The sequence below is a fragment of the Novosphingobium percolationis genome (assembly GCF_020179425.1).
Classification (GTDB): domain Bacteria; phylum Pseudomonadota; class Alphaproteobacteria; order Sphingomonadales; family Sphingomonadaceae; genus Novosphingobium; species Novosphingobium percolationis.
Genome location: NZ_JAILYM010000002.1, coordinates 347,962 through 366,316, shown reverse-complemented (window position 1 = coordinate 366,316; position 18,355 = coordinate 347,962). Strand labels below are relative to the sequence as shown.

The 18,355-nt window shown below is 68.2% G+C and carries 18 protein-coding genes; 13 read left to right on the top strand and 5 right to left on the bottom strand.

The window, feature by feature from the left end:
• Positions 1 to 86: 86 nt before the first annotated feature.
• The 3 genes from K3A84_RS06225 to K3A84_RS06215 are packed head-to-tail and all read left to right on the top strand — an operon-like array spanning position 87 to position 3,104.
• Positions 87 to 1,271, top strand: a complete 1,185-nt coding sequence (locus K3A84_RS06225) for an acyl-CoA dehydrogenase family protein (protein ID WP_225008463.1) — start codon at positions 87 to 89, stop codon at positions 1,269 to 1,271.
• The gene (locus tag K3A84_RS06220) at positions 1,264 to 2,325 is read left to right on the top strand and encodes a phosphotransferase (RefSeq protein WP_225008462.1); all 1,062 of its coding nucleotides are present in this window, start codon (positions 1,264 to 1,266) and stop codon (positions 2,323 to 2,325) included. The genes K3A84_RS06225 and K3A84_RS06220 overlap by 8 nt, the downstream gene beginning before the upstream one ends.
• The gene (locus K3A84_RS06215) at positions 2,322 to 3,104 is read left to right on the top strand and encodes an enoyl-CoA hydratase/isomerase family protein (protein ID WP_225008461.1); all 783 of its coding nucleotides are present in this window, start codon (positions 2,322 to 2,324) and stop codon (positions 3,102 to 3,104) included. The genes K3A84_RS06220 and K3A84_RS06215 overlap by 4 nt, the downstream gene beginning before the upstream one ends.
• A gap of 44 nt (positions 3,105 to 3,148) precedes the next feature.
• Here the strand turns inward: K3A84_RS06215 and K3A84_RS06210 are convergent, their stop codons facing one another.
• The 3 genes from K3A84_RS06210 to K3A84_RS06200 all read right to left on the bottom strand — a co-directional run bounded on the left by K3A84_RS06210 (position 3,149) and on the right by K3A84_RS06200 (position 6,363).
• Positions 3,149 to 3,874, bottom strand: coding sequence for an SPOR domain-containing protein (locus K3A84_RS06210; protein ID WP_225008460.1), 726 nt, complete (start codon positions 3,872 to 3,874; stop codon positions 3,149 to 3,151).
• Between the two features lie 4 nt (positions 3,875 to 3,878).
• Positions 3,879 to 5,630 (bottom strand): arginine--tRNA ligase, encoded by a 1,752-nt coding sequence (gene argS, locus K3A84_RS06205; protein ID WP_225008459.1) that lies wholly within the window; start codon positions 5,628 to 5,630, stop codon positions 3,879 to 3,881.
• Between the two features lie 64 nt (positions 5,631 to 5,694).
• Complete coding sequence (locus K3A84_RS06200; protein ID WP_225008458.1) at positions 5,695 to 6,363, bottom strand: hypothetical protein; 669 nt, start codon at positions 6,361 to 6,363, stop codon at positions 5,695 to 5,697.
• Between the two features lie 119 nt (positions 6,364 to 6,482).
• On the opposite strand from K3A84_RS06200, the gene ispH reads away from it, so the two are divergent.
• The 3 genes from ispH to rnhA are packed head-to-tail and all read left to right on the top strand — an operon-like array spanning position 6,483 to position 8,889.
• Entirely contained in the window at positions 6,483 to 7,463 is a 981-nt protein-coding gene (gene ispH, locus K3A84_RS06195) for a 4-hydroxy-3-methylbut-2-enyl diphosphate reductase (RefSeq protein WP_225008457.1), read from the top strand.
• A gap of 11 nt (positions 7,464 to 7,474) precedes the next feature.
• Entirely contained in the window at positions 7,475 to 8,461 is a 987-nt protein-coding gene (gene thrB / locus K3A84_RS06190; RefSeq protein WP_225008456.1) for a homoserine kinase, read from the top strand.
• Positions 8,458 to 8,889 carry a ribonuclease HI gene (gene rnhA / locus K3A84_RS06185; RefSeq protein WP_225008455.1) on the top strand — a complete coding sequence of 144 codons (432 nt, stop codon included), beginning with the start codon at positions 8,458 to 8,460 and terminating at the stop codon, positions 8,887 to 8,889. The genes thrB and rnhA overlap by 4 nt, the downstream gene beginning before the upstream one ends.
• Here the strand turns inward: rnhA and K3A84_RS06180 are convergent.
• Positions 8,886 to 9,977 (bottom strand): NAD(P)/FAD-dependent oxidoreductase, encoded by a 1,092-nt coding sequence (locus K3A84_RS06180; RefSeq protein ID WP_225008454.1) that lies wholly within the window; start codon positions 9,975 to 9,977, stop codon positions 8,886 to 8,888. The two genes, rnhA and K3A84_RS06180, sit on opposite strands and share 4 nt — an antisense overlap.
• 7 nt (positions 9,978 to 9,984) lie before the next feature.
• A complete protein-coding gene (locus tag K3A84_RS06175; RefSeq protein WP_225008453.1) occupies positions 9,985 to 10,947 on the bottom strand; it encodes an alpha/beta fold hydrolase in 963 nt (320 codons plus the stop codon).
• Between the two features lie 108 nt (positions 10,948 to 11,055).
• Here K3A84_RS06175 and K3A84_RS06170 point away from each other — a divergent pair, with 108 nt between their 5' ends.
• The 7 genes from K3A84_RS06170 to K3A84_RS06140 all read left to right on the top strand — a co-directional run bounded on the left by K3A84_RS06170 (position 11,056) and on the right by K3A84_RS06140 (position 18,329).
• On the top strand, positions 11,056 to 11,556 hold the full coding sequence (locus tag K3A84_RS06170; protein WP_225008894.1) for an A24 family peptidase: 501 nt from the start codon (positions 11,056 to 11,058) through the stop codon (positions 11,554 to 11,556).
• Between the two features lie 81 nt (positions 11,557 to 11,637).
• Positions 11,638 to 12,681, top strand: coding sequence for a Flp pilus assembly protein CpaB (gene cpaB, locus K3A84_RS06165; protein WP_225008452.1), 1,044 nt, complete (start codon positions 11,638 to 11,640; stop codon positions 12,679 to 12,681).
• Between the two features lie 53 nt (positions 12,682 to 12,734).
• Positions 12,735 to 14,336 (top strand): type II and III secretion system protein family protein, encoded by a 1,602-nt coding sequence (locus K3A84_RS06160; RefSeq protein WP_225008451.1) that lies wholly within the window; start codon positions 12,735 to 12,737, stop codon positions 14,334 to 14,336.
• Positions 14,337 to 14,350: 14 nt separating this feature from the next.
• On the top strand, positions 14,351 to 15,016 hold the full coding sequence (locus K3A84_RS06155; RefSeq protein WP_225008450.1) for a CpaD family pilus assembly protein: 666 nt from the start codon (positions 14,351 to 14,353) through the stop codon (positions 15,014 to 15,016).
• Positions 15,017 to 15,019: 3 nt separating this feature from the next.
• Positions 15,020 to 16,297, top strand: a complete 1,278-nt coding sequence (locus tag K3A84_RS06150) for an AAA family ATPase (RefSeq protein ID WP_225008449.1) — start codon at positions 15,020 to 15,022, stop codon at positions 16,295 to 16,297.
• Positions 16,298 to 16,319: 22 nt separating this feature from the next.
• Positions 16,320 to 17,291 (top strand): type II secretion system F family protein, encoded by a 972-nt coding sequence (locus K3A84_RS06145; protein WP_225008448.1) that lies wholly within the window; start codon positions 16,320 to 16,322, stop codon positions 17,289 to 17,291.
• A gap of 18 nt (positions 17,292 to 17,309) precedes the next feature.
• Complete coding sequence (locus K3A84_RS06140; protein ID WP_225008447.1) at positions 17,310 to 18,329, top strand: type II secretion system F family protein; 1,020 nt, start codon at positions 17,310 to 17,312, stop codon at positions 18,327 to 18,329.
• Positions 18,330 to 18,355 lie beyond the last annotated feature (26 nt).

The window sequence follows — 18,355 nt, the reverse complement described above, 5'->3', positions numbered from 1 at the left end:
CAGCACAATGGCGGGTTGGCGCAAGCGCGCCGCCCGCCTATGGACGATGCGATTAATCGTCCGGTTAACAGAACATCGAGGGCAAGATGACGATCAGCACCGAAGCGTTGGACATGGCCGCGCGCGTCGAAAAGTTCGTGCGCGAAGTGGTGGTCCCCTATGAAAAGGACACGCGCCGCGACCACCATGGCGCGCCGACCGACGAACTGGTCCAGCACTTGCGCGGCCTTGCCCGCGAAGCTGGCGTGCTGACCCCGCACATCCGCCCCGATGGCAGCCACTTCAACCAGCGCGAAACCGCGGTGATCCTGATCAAGTCGGGCCTTTCGCCGCTCGGCATGCTCGCCTGCAACACCGGCGCGCCCGATGAAGGCAACATGTACCTGCTCGGCCACGTCGGCAGCCCGATGCTGAAGGAACGCTTCCTCAAGCCGATGGTCGAAGGCACCGCGCGCTCGGCCTTCTTCATGACCGAGCCCGCCGAACTGGGCGGCGCGGGCGCGGACCCGTCGATGATGATCACCACTTGCCGCAAGGACGGCAACCACTGGGTGATCAACGGCAAGAAGGCCTTCATCACCGGCGCAGAAGGCGCCAAGGTGGGCATCGTCATGGCCAAGTCGGAAGATCCCGACAGCAAGGGCGGCGCGTGCATGTTCCTCGTCGACCTGCCCGACCCGGCGATCCGCATCACCCACGTGCCCAACACCATCGACAGCTCGATGCCCGGCAGCCATGCCGAGATCGACATCGTGGACCTGCGCGTGCCCGCCGACCAGATGCTCGGCGATGCGGGCGAAGGCTTCAAGTACGCGCAGATCCGCCTCAGCCCTGCCCGCCTGTCGCACTGCATGCGCTGGCTGGGCGGCTGCATCCGCGCGCAGGAAATCGCCAGCGATTACGCCAACCGCCGCATGGCCTTCGGCAAGACGCTGATCGACCACGAAGGCGTCGGCTTCATGCTCGCCGAGAACATGATCGACATCAAGCAGTGCGAGCTGATGATCGACTGGTGCGCCAGCGTGCTCGACACCGGCTCGCTCGGCACGGTGGAAAGCTCGATGACCAAGGTCGCCGTGTCGGAAGCGCTGATGCGCATCGCCGACAAGTGCGTGCAGGTGATGGGCGGCACGGGCGTGACCGACAAGACCATCGTCGAGACGATGTTCCGCGAAGTGCGTGCCTTCCGCATCTATGACGGCCCGACCGAGGTTCACAAGTGGAGCCTCGCCAAGAAGATCCGCCGCGACTGGAAGCACGCCAATGTCTGACGACATTGCCAAGGCCAACGAAGGCGTGGGCGACGTTCGCGTCGCTCTCGACCAGGCCGCGCTCGAACGCTGGCTGGAAGCGAACGTGGCGGGCTATGCCGGGCCGCTCACCGTCGGCCAGTTCAACGGCGGCCAGTCGAACCCGACCTACCGCCTGACCACGCCTGGCGCGCAATACGTGCTGCGTCGCAAGCCGCCGGGGCCGCTGCTGAAGGGCGCGCACGACGTGCTGCGCGAGGCCAAGGTGCTCAAGGGCCTCGCCAATACGCCCGTGCCGGTGCCGCCGATTCATGGCGTGTGCGACGATGACGCCGTGCTGGGCAGCGCGTTCTACGTGATGGGCATGGTCGAAGGTCGCATCTTCTGGGATGCGGGCTTCACCGAGGTGCCCAAGGAAAACCGCGCCGCCTACTACGACGCGATGAACGCGACGATCGCGGCGCTGCATTCGGTCGATGTCGAAGCGGCGGGCCTGTCCGACTATGGCAAGCCCGGCAACTATTTCGCACGGCAGATCGGGCGCTGGTCGAAGCAGTACCTCGACGACGAACTGGCCGGGCGCAACCCGGACATGGACGCGCTGGTCGAATGGCTGCCGACGGCGATCCCCGAGGGCGACGAGACCAGCGTGGTCCACGGCGATTTCCGCTGCGACAACATGATCTTCCACCCCACCGAACCGCGCGTGGTCGCGGTGCTGGACTGGGAGCTTTCGACGTTGGGGCACCCGCTGGCGGACTTTGCCTACCACGCGATGATGTACCGCATGCCCGCGGACATCGTGGCGGGGATCGGCGGACTGGACCCGGTCGAACTGGGCCTGCCCACCGAAGCCGAATACATCGCAGCCTATTGCCAGCGGACGGGGCGTGACGGGATTCCCAACTGGGACTTCTACCTCGCGTTCAACTTCTTCCGGCTGGCCGCGATCTTCCACGGGATCAAGGGCCGCGTGTTGCGCGGCACCGCGACCAACGCGCAGGCCAAGGAACGCGCCGAAGCGTTCCCGCGTCTGGCCGCGCTGGCCCGCGAAGCGATGGAGAAGTGCCGATGAGCAGCGTGACCTGGACCGTGGCCGATGGCGTCGGCCGCATCGTCCTCAACCGCCCCGATCAGGGCAACGCCATCGACATGAGCGTGGCCGAAGACCTGCTGGCGGCGGCGCGCGCCTGCGCGTATGACGCAGCCGTGCGCTGCGTCGTGCTGTCGGGCGCAGGGCGGATGTTCTGCGTGGGCGGCGACATCGGCGGCTTTGCGGCAGCGGGCGACCAGATGGGCGCATTCCTGCGCGCGCTGGCCGACAAGCTGCACGAAGCCGTGCTGGTGCTGGCCGGGATGGCCAAGCCGCTGGTCGTCGTGGTGCACGGGCCTGCGGCGGGCGCCGGGCTGAGCCTCGTGGCGCTGGGCGACATCGTGCTGGCGAGCGAGGCCAGCCACTTCACCGCCGCCTATACCGGGATCGGCGTAACGCCCGATGGCGGCATGAGCTGGCTGCTGCCGCGCCTTGTCGGGCTGCGGACGGCGCAGGAGATAATCCTGACAAACCGCCGCGTCAGCGCCGCCGACGCCGTGACGCTGGGGCTGGTGACGCGCACCGTCGCGGCAGACGCGCTGGAAGCCGAAACCGAAGCGCTGGTGGCCAAGCTGGTGGCCGCGCCGACGCGCGCGCTGGGCGCGGTGCGCAAGCTGCTGGTCGAAGGCCAGACGCGCGGCCTTACCGAACAACTCGAAGCCGAAGCGGCGACCATTGCCGCTGCTGCCGATGGGCCCGAAGGCCGCGAAGGCATCAGCGCCTTCCTGAACAAGCGCAAGCCCGACTACCGGGCCGTGTGATCGACCTGCCCTCCCCGCGTTTTGGCGCGGGGAGGTTCAGGACTTTATCGCTTCACCTGACACTTGAGACCGCCCGCCTGAAGCGCGCTGCACAGCGCGTTGGCGCTGGCGACATCGCCCGAGAGCGCTTGCAGGCGATAGACGGTGCCGATGTCGGCCCGGCCTTCGACCACGCGGTGGCTGAGGCCCTTGAGCGGTTCGTGGACCGACGCGAGCTTGTTCCACGCCGCTTCGGCCGAAGCATTGCTGGAAAACGCGCCGATCTGGACGCCGACGCCACTGGCGGCGGGCTTGGCCGCTTCGCTGGCGCTGGCCGAAGGCGACGGCGCAGCGGTGGCGACCGGGGCGGGCGCGGGGTTGCTGCCCGCGATCACGGCGGGCGGCTTGCCGCCATCGCTGACGGTGAAGCTGGCATCGCCGGTGCCGGCAAAGGTCTTGCCGCCCGGCTCCTTGGGCGCGACCTTGTAGGGTTCCTTGCTCGCTTCGATCAGGCTGCCATCGGCTTGCGCGGCGGGCGAGGCGACGCGGTGCGAGACCCACCAGACCCCGCCGATGATCGCCACCAGCAGCACGAGCGCGCCGACCGCGAAGGCAATCAGGCGGCCCGCGCCGCTATCCATCGGCTCATCGAGATCGACGTCATCGGCGCTTTCGAGCCAGGGCAGGCGCTGTTCGTCGCCAAGCGCGAGACGCTCGGCCTGAACCGGAGGCTCGTTTTCCGGCAGGTCCTCGTCCCACTGGTTGCGCACGTCGTCGGCCCCGCTCATCATGCCCTCACAGTTCCTCGGCGGCCTCTACCCCGAGCAGGGCCAGCCCGTTGCGGACTACCTGCCCGATTTGTTGGGCAAGGAAAAGCCGCGCGGCGGTGAGCGCCGAGTCCTGTGCCACGATGAACCGCTTTTCGGGGCGGTCGTTGCCCACGTTCCAGTAGGCGTGGAACGCGGCGGCCAGATCGTGGAGGAAGAAGGCGACGCGGTGCGGCTCGCGCGCGATGGCCGCGCCTTCGACCACGCGCGGGAACTGCGCGGCGAGCTTGATCAGCGCCTGCTCCTCGTCGCCTAGCAGGGCAAGGTCGGTATCGGCAGGCGCAAAGCCTTCCGCTGCGGCCTTGCGCAACGTCGAACAGACGCGGGCGTGGCAATACTGGACGTAGAAGACCGGGTTGTCCTTGCTGGCTTCGACCACCTTGGCGAAGTCGAAGTCCATCTGCGCGTCGGGCTTGCGGGTGAGCATGGTGAAGCGCACCACGTCCTTGCCCACTTCCTGCACGACATCGGCAAGGGTGACGAAGTTGCCCGAGCGCTTGGACATCTTGACCGGCTCGCCGTCGCGCAGCAGCTGAACCATCTGCACCAGCTTGACCTCGAACGGCTTGGCCGTGCCGCCATCGGCGCTGGTCAGCGCGGCGACCGCCGCCTTGATCCGCTTGACCGTGCCGGCATGGTCCGCACCCCAGATATCGACCAGCGCGTCGGCGCTCTGCGCCTTCTGGAAGTGGTAGGCGAGGTCCGCGCCGAAATAGGTCCACGCGCCGTTCGACTTCTTGATCGGGCGGTCCTGATCGTCGCCGAACTTCGTCGAGCGGAACAGCGGCAGTTCGACCGGCTCCCAATCGTCGAGCGTCTTGCCCTTGGGTGCTTCCAGAATGCCGTCGTAGACGAGATCGTGCGCGCGCAGCCATGCCTCCGCCGCATCGACCTTGCCCGAGGCCTGGAGTTCGGCTTCCGAGCTGAACAGGTCGTGGTGGATGCCGAGCAGGGCCAGATCCTCGCGGATCATCACCAGCATCGCGGCCACGGCCTTTTCACGGAACAGGATGAGCCAGTCGGCTTCCGGCGCCTTGGCGTACTTGTCGCCGAATTCGGCGGCGAGCGCCTTCCCGACGGGGACGAGGTAGTCGCCCGGATAGAGGCCTTCGGGGATCTCGCCCACGGCTTCGCCCAACGCCTCACGGTAGCGGACGTGCGCCGAGCGGGCGAGCACATCGACCTGCGCGCCCGCATCGTTGACGTAGTATTCCCTGATGACCTTGTGCCCGGCCGCTTCGAGCAGCGCGGCCAGCGCATCGCCGACCACGGCGCCACGGCAATGGCCCATGTGCATCGGCCCGGTGGGGTTGGCCGAGACATATTCAACGTTGACGGTGGTGCCGCCGCCCATGGCCGAACGGCCGTAATCGCCCGCAGCACGCGCGATCAGGGCGAGTTCGCCGAGCCATGCGGCGGGCGACAGGCGCAGGTTGATGAAGCCCGGCCCAGCGATCTCGGCGGCGGTGACGCGCGAATCCTTGACCAGTTCCTCGACCAGCGCCGTCGCCAGCGCGCGCGGGTTGGTCCCGGCGGGCTTGGCCAGCACCATCGCGGCGTTGGTGGCCATGTCGCCGTGGCTGGCATCGCGCGGCGGCTCACACGTCACCGCGCCGCGCGGCAGGCCTGCGGGGAGCGTTCCAGCGGCGGTCAGCGCATCGAGCGCGGCGTCGATCACGTTCGCGACTTGCGCGAACAGGGGGGTATTCCGGTCGGTCATGGCAGGCCCGTTAGCGGACCTTGGCCCGCAACGCTACCCGCGCTTGGGCCTTACCGCGTGGCCCTTACCGCGTCGCGTTGTAGGCGAGCTGGTCGTTGGTCAGCTGGAAGCCGACGAGCAGTTCGAAGCTGGCCTTGGCGAGTGCCGCCTTGACGTCGGGCTGGGCGAGCGGATCGGTCGCGGCGTCGGCATCGCCGGCCTTGCGCTTCTTGCTCAGGCGATCGCGGATGTCCTTGGGCAGAGTCGCTTCGGTGCGATCGACATAGGAACCGGCGCGGGCTTGCGCGCTGGCGCGTTCCTGCCCGTCGGCGAAATCGAGGCCGATGGTGCCGACGCGCTTGGCCAGCACCTGGCTACCGCCGCGCATCACCACGCTGAAATAGGGCAGATCGACATGGCGCGCCCCACGCGTGTCGGCGCGGCGGGCGACGACATCGAAGGTCGCCTCGGAATAGAGCTTCGCCTCGCCTGCGGCATCGTTGCAGGTGCTGCGCAGGTTGGTAATCGCGGCGGTGACATCGAGCGCGCCCGAATCGGTGCGGCCCGGCGCGTTGAACAGCGTGATGTCGCCGGTCATCTCGGGGATGGCGACCGTGGGGCACGGGCTGCGCAGCGCGGTGACGCCGACGCTGTCGTCCACCACCAGTTCGCCCTTGTTCTTGGCACAACCGGCCAGCGCCAGCACCGCAAGGGATGCGCCAACAACGGCGAGACGGCGGAAGCTGGACTTCATCAAGGCGTATTCCTGTCAGTTAAGCGGTCGGCGCGGGCGTCACCTCTAGCCAGCCCCGCCCGCTTCGGCAATGGCGCGCGGGCTACCGCTGGCGCGAAGGCGCTGCTAAGGGGGCGGCGATGAACGCCAGCTTTCCAGACCAGCCCACCGGAGCCGATGCCGCAAAGGCGCCGCTCCAGCTCCTGATCGCCGCGCCGCGCGGGTTTTGCGCGGGCGTTGACCGCGCTATCGAGATCGTGGAGCGCGCGATCGAGCGATATGGCGCGCCGGTCTATGTGCGGCACGAGATCGTCCACAACAAGTTCGTGGTCGACAGCCTGAAGGCCAAGGGCGCGGTCTTCGTCGAGGAACTGGACCAGGTGCCCGATGGCGTGCCGGTGGTGTTTTCGGCGCATGGCGTGCCCAAGGTGGTACCCGAGGCGGCGAGCGCGCGCGGGCTCGACTGGCTCGATGCGACCTGCCCGCTCGTCAGCAAGGTCCACCGCCAGGCCGAGCGCAAGGTGGAAGCGGGCAAGCACATCCTGTTCGTGGGCCACAAGGGCCACCCCGAAGTGATCGGCACGATGGGACAGGTGCCCGAAGGCGCGATCACGCTCGTGGAAACGGTGGCGGATGTCGCCACGCTGGATTTTCCCGCCGACGCGCCGCTGGCCTTCCTGACGCAGACCACGCTGTCGGTCGACGACACCGCCGAAATCGTCGCCGCGCTGCGTGCGCGCTTCCCCCAGATCGCCGGGCCGCGCGCCGAGGACATCTGCTATGCGACCTCCAACCGGCAGACGGCGGTCAAGGCGATCGCTCCGCGCTGCCAGCTGGTGCTGGTGATCGGCGCGCCCAACAGCTCGAATTCGCTGCGGCTGGTCGAAGTGGCCGAGCGCGAGGGATCGCGCGCCCGGCTGATCCAGCGCGCGAGCGAGATCGAGGCCGACTGGCTCGACGGCGTCGAGGCGCTGGGGCTGACGGCTGGGGCCTCCGCGCCCGAACTCCTGGTGCGCGAAGTGGTGGAGCGCCTGAAGGAATGGCGCGCCGTCACGGAAGAGACCGTGGTCAGCGCCGAAGAGCACATGGTGTTCAAGCTGCCGCGCCAGCTGGTCGGCTGAAGAGCGGGACAATGGCGGTCTATACCCACCTCGGCGCCGAGGACATGGCGGCGCTGATTGCAGAATTCGACGTCGGCACGCTGGTTTCGGCCAAGGGCATCGCGGAAGGCGTGTCCAACAGCAACTGGCTGATCGAGACGACCGGACAGGCGGGAAGCGGCGCGCGCTTCATCCTGACGATGTACGAATTTCGCATCGATATCGGCGAGCTGCCCTATTTCCTGTCGCTGCTCGATCATCTGGCGGCGCAAGGCTGCCCGGTGCCGCGCACGATCCACGCGCGCGACGGGCGGCTCTACCTTGAACGGCCCAATGCGGCGGGCGAGACCAAGGCGCTGGCGCTGATCGAATACCTGCCGGGCGTTTCGGTGTCCGAGCCGACCGTGGGCCAGGCGCGCGCGGTGGGGCGCGCGCTGGCGCAGATGCACGCGGCGGCGGGCAACTTTGCCGGCAACCGCGCCAACGGCATGGGCGTGGACGAATGGCGGCGGCTGGCCGATGCATGCACGCCCGAAGGCCTTGCCGAGATTTCGCCCGAGCTGGCCCGCATCGTGGCGGAGCACCTGCCCCGGCTGGAGCGCGACTGGCCGACCGGCCTGCCGACCTCTGTCATCCACGCCGACCTGTTCCCGGACAACGTGCTGATGCTGGGCGATACGGTCACCGGGCTGATCGACTTCTACTTCGCCTGCAACGACATGACCGCCTATGACGTGGCGGTGACGCATGCGGCGTGGTGCTTCGATGCCAGCGGCCAGAACTTCCGCGCCGACCTGTCGACAGCGCTACTGGAAGGCTACCAGTCGGTGCGCGCACTGGCGGACGCCGAGCGCGCCGCCCTGCCGCTGCTGGCGCAAGGCGCGGCGATGCGCTTTGCCATGAGTCGGGCCTATGACTGGCTCAACACGCCTGCCGATGCACTGGTGATGAAAAAGGACCCGATGGCCTTCGCCCGGCGGCTGGAGTTCTACCTCGCCAATTCGGAGATCTTCGCATGAAGCACGTGCAGATCTTCACCGACGGGGCGTGCAAGGGCAATCCCGGCAAGGGCGGCTGGGGCGCACTGCTGCGCATGGGCGAGCACGAGAAGGAACTGACCGGCTCCGAGCGCGAGACCACCAACAACCGCATGGAGCTGATGGGCGCGATCAAGGCGCTGGAGGCGCTGAAATCGCCCTGCAAGGTGACGCTCCACACCGACAGCAAGTACGTGCTGGACGGCATCACCAAGTGGATCTTCGGCTGGCAGAAGAAGGGCTGGAAGACCGCCGACAACAAGCCGGTCAAGAACGAGGACCTGTGGCGCGCGCTGGTGGCGGCGACGCGCGGCCACGACATCGAATGGGTCTGGGTGCGCGGCCACGACGGCCACCCGGAAAACGAGCGCGTCGACAAGCTGGCCAGCGACGCGGCCTTGGCGGCCTAGAACCGGGACGGCGCATAGACCGCAGCGTCGATGCGCTCGGTCAGTTCATCGGGGCCGAGGCCGAGCAGCAGTTGCGCACCCAGCCGGGCGGCGGCGGGTGCGGTCTGGATGCCGAAGCCGCCCTGACCGGCAAACCAGAACAGTCCTTCGCGCGCGCGATCGAAGCCATAGACCGGCAGGCGATCGGGCGCGAAGCTGCGCAGGCCCGCCCAGCGCCGTTCGAGCGCCCGGACCTGCCAGTCGACCACCTGTTCCATGCGGTCGATGGCGACGGCAACGTCGAGTTCCTCCGCCGCCGCATCGCGCGCGACATCGGGAGTTTCGTCGTGCGGGGACAGCCACAGGCGATCGCCCTGCGGCTTGAAGTAGAAGTCCTCGTTGATGCCGAGCGTGAGCGGGAGAGCGGCAGGCGGGATCGGCGCAGTGCGCAATTGCACCACTGTCCGGCGCAACGGCCGGATGCCGAGCGGCGCAGCGCCCGCCATCTGCGCGACGTGATCGGCCCAGGCGCCTGCCGCATTGACGAGCAGCGCGGCGCGCGCCGCACCATCGCGCCAGGCGATGCGCCAGCCCGCGCCTTCGCGTTCGACCGTTTCGACCCGCGCGCGCACGCGCAGCACGGTGCCGGTGCGATTGGCGGCGACAAGGTAGTGCTGGTGCAGCCCGGCAACGTCGATGTCGGCGCAGTCCGGCTCCCACGCGGCGCAAGTCCAGTCTTCGCGCAGGCCGGGCACGCGCGCCGCCAGCGCCGTGCGGCCCAGCAGTTCGACGGAAACGCCGTGCGCGGCAAACGTGGCGACGAAAGCCTCGACCTTGGCGCGGTCCGCCTCTCGCCCGATGTTGAGCGCGCCGCGCGGGGAAAGGTAGCCGCCTTCGCGCAGGAATCGGCCCGAAGCCTCGGTCAGCGGCAGCACGCCGGGCCCGCCATAGGCCTCTTCCCAGAACGCGGCGGAGCGGCCGGTGGTGTGATAGCCGGGCGCATCCTCGGCCTCGACCAGCAGCACGCGAGCGTGGGGGGCGCATTCGGCGGCAAGGCTGGCGCCGGCCATGCCCGCCCCGATGATGGCGACGTCGAAGGTTTCCGTCATATCGCGCTCAGCCCTTAGGCGGCGGCGCCTTTCGGTCAAGGAAGTCGTCGATTCCCGCAAGGACGGCATCGCGCACCGAATCGGCCTCGCGCAGCAGTTCGTGGCGCGCCTCGCGGCCCCAGACGACGAGTTCGGCATGGGCCAGGCGCGCAGCGGCGCGCTCGATCGCCTTGCTGGCGACGAGGCCGTCGAAGCGGGCGGCAAGCAGCAGCACCGGCAGGTCCAGCGCTTCGAGCGCGCCGGGGGCATCGATCCGCGCGACCGATTCGGCGGCACGCTCCACCCAGCGCCAAGTGGCCGGCCCCATCGCCAGTTCGGGGCGGTGCTGCTTCCACCACAATTCATCGGCATAGCGATCGAGATCGTGCGTGAGCAGCGCGGCGCGGCCTTCCAGCCGCTGGCCGGGCTTTTCGCTGGCTTTCCATGCGAGGCGCTGCGGATCACCGATTCGGCACATCAGCCGCGCGACCGCGTGCTGGACGCGGGCGGGAATCGGAGTGACGAATCCGAGCATCGGCGCGCTGAGCACGAGCGCATCGGGATCGACGCGCCGCTCCATCGTGGCGCGCAGGCACAAGTGCCCGCCCATCGAGTGGCCGACGAGGACATGCGGGCCGGGCGTGCTGGCGGTCCAGTCCGCCCACAGCGCGGCGAGATCATCGATCCACACCCCGAAGTCGGGCACGTCGCCCGCCTGCGGATCGGCAGCGAAGCGCCCCGATCCTGCCTGCCCGCGCCAATCGGCGGCGGTTACGTGCCAGCCCTGATCCGCCCAGTAAGCCAGTGTTTCCAGATATTTTTCATAGAAGTCCGCGCGACCCGGAAGGAACAGCAGCGCCCCCCTGCCCTGCCCGCCCTTCGCCGCAGCGGCGGGCCAGTCGATCCGGCGGATCGCGTGACCATCGCGCGCGGACCAGATCGATTCCCGTGCGGCCGAGGGAATGCCGCGCCTGTCGAAAGCCTGCGCCATGATCCTGTCCCGCGCCCCTGCCCGTCCTTGCGCCTTATGGTCCAGACCGGAGAATGCGCCGATTTCCGCGGTCCATCTTGGTTACCATTTGGTAAGTGGTTGCCCCGTATGACTACGGTCATGCAGGAAACCATCTTCGTCTACGCACTGGTTGCAGCCCTGGCAATCGCGCTGCTCATCGCGGCCGCAACCGACATCCGCCGTCGCCAGATCGACAACTGGCTTAACGCAGGGATCGCGCTGGCAGCGCCGCTGTACTGGTGGGCGCAGGGGCTGACGCTGTGGCCCGGCGTGGCGATCCAGATCGGCCTGGCGGTGGCCGCGTTCCTCGTCTTTGCAGCGATGTTCGCACTGAAGGTGATGGGCGGCGGCGATGTGAAGCTGCTGACCGCGCTGGCGCTGTGGCTGCCGGCGCAGATGTTCCTGAAGATGCTGGTGGTCATGGCGATCGCGGGCGGGGTGCTGACCATCGTGCTTGGCATGTGGCACATCACGCGCCGCCGCCGCGACCAGATCAAGATTCCCTACGGCGTGGCCATCGCCGGGGCGGGGTTGTGGGCGCTGAGCCCGCAGCTGACCGCCGCGATGCACGCAGTCGGACTGCAATAACCGGAAAATTTACCATTTTGGCCGATTACCGGCGGCCATTGGATCACGGGTAAATCACTTCAAGAGGGCGGGATCGAAGCCATGGACAAGAAGAAGCTGTTGCTGCTGGTGGGGGCGCTGATCGTCGCGATCGGCACGGCCTTTGCCGCCAGGAGCCTGTTTTCCGGCGCGTCCACGCCGCAGGCGGAGGCTGCCGGCAAGATTGCCGAAGGCCCCAAGGTGCTGGTCGCGCAGCGGGCGCTGCCGGTCGGCACGATCATCACCGCCGATTCCATCGGCTACCAGTCCTGGCCCAAGGACATGGTGCAGGATGCCTACTTCGTCGAGGGCGAGGCCGACATGGCCAAGATGCTCGGCACGGTCGTCCGCCATCCGATCACCGCCGGCGAGCCGGTCACGCAAGGCTCGCTGGTCGCGCCGGGCGATCGTGGCTTCCTGGCCGCCGCGCTCGGGCCGGGCATGCGCGCCGTGACCATTCCGGTCAGCGCCCGCACCGGCGTTGCAGGCTTCGTCTTCCCGGGTGACCATATCGACCTGGTGCTGACGCAGACCGTCAAGGGCGGCGAAGGCGATGCCCAGGCGCTCAAGGCCGCCGAAACGATCCTGCGCAACCTGCGCGTGCTCGCCACCGACCAGTCCACCGAACAGGAATCGGTCGACGGCAAGACGCAGGTCCGCACCTTCAGCACCGTCACCATCGAAGTGACGCCCAAGATCGCCGAGGAAATCGCGGTGGCGCAGACCATCGGCACGATCAGCCTGTCGCTGCGCTCGCTGGCGGACAATTCGACCGAACTCGACCAGGCGATCGCCTCGGGCGCGGTCAAGGTTCCGGCCGGTGCGACCAAGCAGCAGGAAGAAGCCCTGCTCAAGAGCGCGATGGGCAAGCCGGTCGACAGCGGCACCACCTTCGTCACCGGCGGCGACGTCTCGCGCTTCCAGCGCAAGGCTTCGGGCCGCTCGGACTTCGAAGGCGCGTTCCGCCCGGCGGCGGCTGCCGCCCCGGTCGCCGCGCCGGCCCCCGCAGCCCCGATGGGCATGGCCACCCCGATGATGCCGCGTGGCCCCATGGTCCGCGTCACCCGTGGCAAGGACACCGTCACCGTGTCGGTTGCGAGCCACTGATGCGCCGCCTCCGCCCCGCTCACCAGACCCGCACGGCCCCGAAAGGCAAGACCATGAAGGCCCCGCTTCTTTCCACCCTGCTCGGCGCGACGATGATCGCAGGCGCGCTGGCTGCGCCCGCCTTCGAGGCCGCGCACGCCCAGAGCGTGACCAGCCCGGCCCGCTCGCTGGCGCTGTCGATCGGCCGGGGTGAACTGGTCACCCTGCCCGGCAAGATGGCCGACGTGTTCGTCGCCAACGACCAGGTCGCCGACGTGCAGGTCAAGTCAGCCAACCAGCTCTACGTCTTCGGCAAGGCCGGTGGCGAAACCACGGTCTATGCCAGCAACGCCGCAGGCGCGGTGATCTGGTCGGCCAACGTGCGGGTGGGCGCCAATATCGACAGCATCGACCAGATGCTGCACCTGGCCATGCCCGACGCGAAGATCGCCACCTCGACGATGAACAACACGGTGCTGCTGACCGGCACCGTCGCCGCGCCCGAGGATGCGGCCGAAGCCGAGCGGCTGGTCAAGGCCTTCGTCGGCGACAAGACCAACGTCATCAGCCGCCTGAAGATGGCGACCCCGCTGCAGGTCAGCCTGCACGTCAAGTTCGCCGAAGTCAGCCGCACGCTGGTGCGCAACCTGGGCATGAACTGGACGAGCATCGACGGCTCCAGCGGCTTCCGCTTCGGCATCGGCCAGGGTCGCACCGGCTGGGCGCCGACCGTCACCAACAATCCCAACCTGCCGCTCGGCATGGGCAGCTCGGTCTCGGGCTTCGCATCCGACCCGACCCAGATCACCGCGACCAACCCGCTGGGCCTCGTCGCCAAGCCGGGCACCACGGTGACCCCGCTGACCGGCGCGACCACGCTGGCGGGCCAGGGGCGGCTGTTCGGGCTCGACCTGCTCGGCGCGCTCGACATCGGCGAGACCATCGGCCTGGTCTCCACGCTGTCCGAACCCAACCTGACCGCGCTTTCGGGCGAGACGGCAGACTTCCTTGCGGGCGGCGAATATCCGATCCCGATCAGCCAGGGGCTGGGCGCGACCTCGGTCGAATACAAGAAGTACGGCGTCAGCCTTTCGTACACCCCGACGGTGCTGGCCGATGGCCGCATCTCGATCCGCGTGCGCCCCGAAGTGTCCGAACTGTCCTCGGACGGTGCGGTCTCGCTCAACGGCTATTCGATCCCGGCGCTGACGATCCGCCGTGCCGAAACGACCGTGGAACTGGGGTCGGGCCAAAGCTTCATGATCGCCGGGCTGATGCGCAACGGCAACCAGAACTCGATCAGCAAGATGCCGGGCGCGGGCGACCTGCCCATTCTCGGCTCGCTGTTCCGCTCGACCGCGTTCCGCAAGGGCGAGACCGAGCTGGTGATCGTGGTGACCCCCTACCTCGTCAACCCGGTCGATGCCAACGCGATCAAGCTGCCCACCGACGGCTATCGCGCCGCCGACGCGCTGAGCCAGCTTCTCGGCAACGTCGAAACCGACGGCGTGACCGGCGGCGACCGCGCGAAGCCGAGCGAAAAGCCCGGCTCGGTGCAGCCCTCGCCCAAGGTCGGCGCGCTCGATCGCGGCGCCACGCCGCCCGCCGACGCCCGGACCGGCACCAGGACCGATGGGGAAGCCAAGGCCGTCGCGCCCGGCTTCAGCCTGAAGTGAGAAGGGACACAACGATGCCCAAGACCAAGCCCTCCGCGACGAAGCCCGCCATCGGCGCGCTCGCCCTCTCGCTCGCCCTCGTCCTTGGCGGATGCGCCGGGATGCCGACCAACGCCTCGCTCGACAGCGTCCACCAGCCGGTGGTCCAGCGCGACAGCTACACCCTCGATCTCGCCACCGACGCGGCCGGTTCGCTCTCGCTGGCCGAACAGCGCCGTCTGGCCGGCTGGTTCGAAACGATGAACCTTGCCTATGGCGACAAGGTGACGATCGACGATCCCTCCGAACAACCGGGCGTGCGCAGTGCGATCGAAGCCGTCGCGGGCCGCTTCGGCATCGTGCTGGCCGACACCGCGCCCGTCACCGCGGGCGAAGTCTATCCCGGCACGGTGCGCGTGGTCGTCACCCGCACGGTCGCCTCGGTGCCCGGCTGCCCCGACTGGGCGGCCAAGTCCGACGCCAACTTCCACAACGCCACCTCGCGCAACTACGGCTGCGCGGTGAACGGCAACATGGCCGCGATGGTGGCCAACAAGGAAGACCTGGTGCGCGGCGCCAGCGGCCGCGGCGGCACCGTGGTGATGAGTTCGAGCAAGGCGATCGAGACCTATCGCTCTATGGAGCCGACCGGCAAGGGCGGGCTCAAGGAAACTTCGACCAAGTCGCAGGGAGGCAACTGACCCATGAGCGCCCACTGGAAAAGCGGCAATCGCGACACGTTCGCGGCCTTCATGTGCGACGAGGCCGCGCTCGACGTGCTGCGCCCGGTCGCGGTCGACATGGGCTGGCAGCCGGAAAAGTGCGCCAAGGGCGGCCTGCGCAACGCGGTGCAATCGCTTTCGATCACCGCCAGCCCGGCGATCCTGATGGTCGACCTTTCGGAAAGCGGCGACCCGCTGAACGACATCAACGCGCTGGCCGAAGTGTGCGAGCCGGGCACGGTGGTGATCGCGGTCGGCCAGGTCAACGACGTGCGCCTCTATCGCGACCTGATCGCCTCGGGCATCCAGGACTACCTGCTCAAGCCGCTCTCGCCCGGACAGGTGCGCGACGCGCTGGTGCAGGCGCAGGCGATCTTCGCTGCACCCAAGAGCCATGACGCGGCGGTGGCCAAGCGCCACATCTCGACCGCGATCGTGGGCACGCGCGGCGGCGTCGGCGCATCGACGCTGGCGACCTCGCTCGCCTGGCTGTTCAGCGCCGACCACAAGCTGCCGACTGCGCTGCTCGATCTGGACGTGCACTTCGGCACCGGCGCGCTGACGCTCGACCTTGAGCCGGGCCGGGGCCTGACCGACGCGATCGACAATCCCAGCCGCATCGATGGCCTGTTCATCGAGCGCGCGATGATCCGCGCCAACGACAATCTGGCGATCCTTTCGGCCGAAGCGCCGATCAGCGCGCCGCTGATGACGGACGGCAGCGCCTTCGTGCAGCTGGAGGAGGAATTCCGCCACGCCTTCGAGATGACGGTCATCGACCTGCCGCGCAACATGCTGATCAACTTCCCCCACCTGCTGGCGGACGTGAACGTGGTGGTGGTGGCGACCGAACTGACGCTGGCGGGCGCACGCGATGCGATCCGCTTGCTGTCGTGGCTCAAGACCAACGCCGGCCACGCGCAGGCGCTGGTCGTGGCCAACAAGGTCCATGCCGGCGTGGGCGAGATCAGCAAGGCCGACTTCGAAGCCTCGATCGAGCGCAAGATCAACGTGATCGTGCCCTACGACGTCAAGGCGGCGGCCAATGCGGCCAAGCTCGGCCAGACCTTCGTTGCCGCCAACCGCGGCACCAAGGCGGGCACCGCGATGCGCGATCTGGGCGATGCGGTGCTGGCACTGCAGGACGACAAGGGCGACGGCGAGAAGACCGCGCGCAAGTCTTCGGGCAGCAGCGGATCGCTGCTCGGCCTGATCGACTTCAAAAAGATGCTTGCCCCCAGGGCCAAGACCCCGGCGTGAGCGCGCAAGGCAGGATAGCGGCATGAACATCGCCCAGTTCCTCGTAATGTCCATCGGGATCATGGCGGTCCTGGTGCTCGGCTACGCCGCAATGAGCGGCCCGTCGCCCGGCAAGGAAAGCGCGCGCCGCCTGCAGGCGGTCCGCTTCCGGCATTCGGAGAACGCGGTCGACAAGGTCGAGGCGCAGTACCGCAAGGCCGTCGCGGCGCGAAAGCCGCGGACCTATCGCCCGGCGGGCAGCAATTCGCGGCTCGAGGCGCTGGAAATGCGCCTGCACAAGACCGGGCGCAACTGGACGCTGAGCCAGTACCTCTATTTCTCAGGCGGGCTCGGGCTGGTGGTGATGCTGCTGGTCTTCCTCAAGACCCATGCCCCGCTGCTGGCGCTGGGCGCGGGCGTGTTCGTCGGCGGCGGCGTGCCGCACTTCTTCGTGGGCAAGGCGATCAGCCGCCGCGTCGACAAGTTCGTCACGCGTTTCCCCGATGCACTCGAACTGCTGGTGCGCGGCTTGCGCTCGGGCCTGCCGATCAGCGAGACGCTGTCGCTGGTCGCGGCCGAAGTGCCCGGCCCGGTGGGCGAGGAGTTCAAGCTCGTCACCGACCGCATCAAGGTCGGCCGGACGATGGAGCAGGCGCTGCAGGACACCGCCGACCGGCTCGACATGCCCGAGTTCAGCTTCTTCTGCATCACGCTGGCGATCCAGCGCGAGACCGGCGGCAACCTGGCCGAAACGCTCGCCAACCTGGCCGACGTGCTGCGCAAGCGCGCGCAGATGAAGCTCAAGATCCGGGCGATGAGCTCGGAATCCAAGGCCTCGGCCTATATCGTCGGCGCGCTGCCGTTCATCGTGTTCGGGCTGATCTACTGGGTCAACCCGGTCTACATGGCCAAGTTCTGGGTCGATCCGCGCCTGATCGTGGCGGGCATCGGCGGCTTCATCTGGCTGGGCATCGGCGCCTTCATCATGGGCCAGATGGTCAACTTCGAAATCTGACGGGAAACGGCAAGACCCATGCTCAGCACACCGCCCGGCCCCACCCTGCTCGGCTTCGACGTCATCGCCGTCGGCTCGATCCTCGCCGGGATCGCCGCTGCGGCGGTCGTGCTGGCGATCTATGCCGCGGTCACCGTGCGCGATCCGATGGCCAAGCGCGTCAAGGCGCTGAACGAACGGCGCGAACAGCTCAAGGCCGGCATCGTCACCGCCAGTGCCCGCAAGCGCGCCAGCATCGTCCGGCGCAACCAGACGACCGATTCGATCCGCTCGTTCCTCGAATCGCTGAAGGTCCTGCAGGACAGCCAGCTCAAGGTCGTGCAGCAGAAGCTGGCGCAGGCCGGCATCCGCAAGAAGGAATGGGCGGTTGCGGTCATCCTGGGCCGCATGATCGGGCCGATCGTGCTGGGCGTGACGGCGTTCGGCTTGTTCTACCTGTCGAACATGTTCCCGGAATGGGGCTCGATGAAGCGCTTTGCCGCCTTCGCGGTGCTGGTGATCGGCGGCTACAAGGGCCCTGACCTGTTCGTCGGCAACCTTGTCTCCAAGCGCACCCTGGCGATCCGCAAGGGCCTGCCCGACGCGCTCGACCTGCTGGTGATCTGCGCCGAGGCCGGTCTGACCGTCGACGCCGCGTTCAGCCGCGTGGCGCGCGAACTGGGCCGCGCCTACCCCGAACTGGGCGACGAGTTCGCGCTGACCGCGATCGAGCTGTCATTCCTGACCGAGCGCCGCCAGGCGTTCGAGAACCTGGCCTATCGCGTGAACCTCGAAGCGGTGAAAAGCGTGGTCACCACGATGGTCCAGACCGAGCGTTACGGCACCCCGCTTGCCTCGGCACTGCGCGTGCTCTCGGCCGAATTCCGCAACGACCGCATGATGCGCGCCGAGGAAAAGGCCGCGCGCCTGCCCGCGATCATGACCGTGCCGCTGATCCTGTTCATCCTGCCGACGCTGTTCATCGTCATTCTCGGCCCCGCATCGTGTTCGATCGCGGACAGCCTGGGCAGTGGCACCGGCGGGTTCGGCGCCAAGTAAGAGAGACAGTCCCCTGCGCCGCGCCT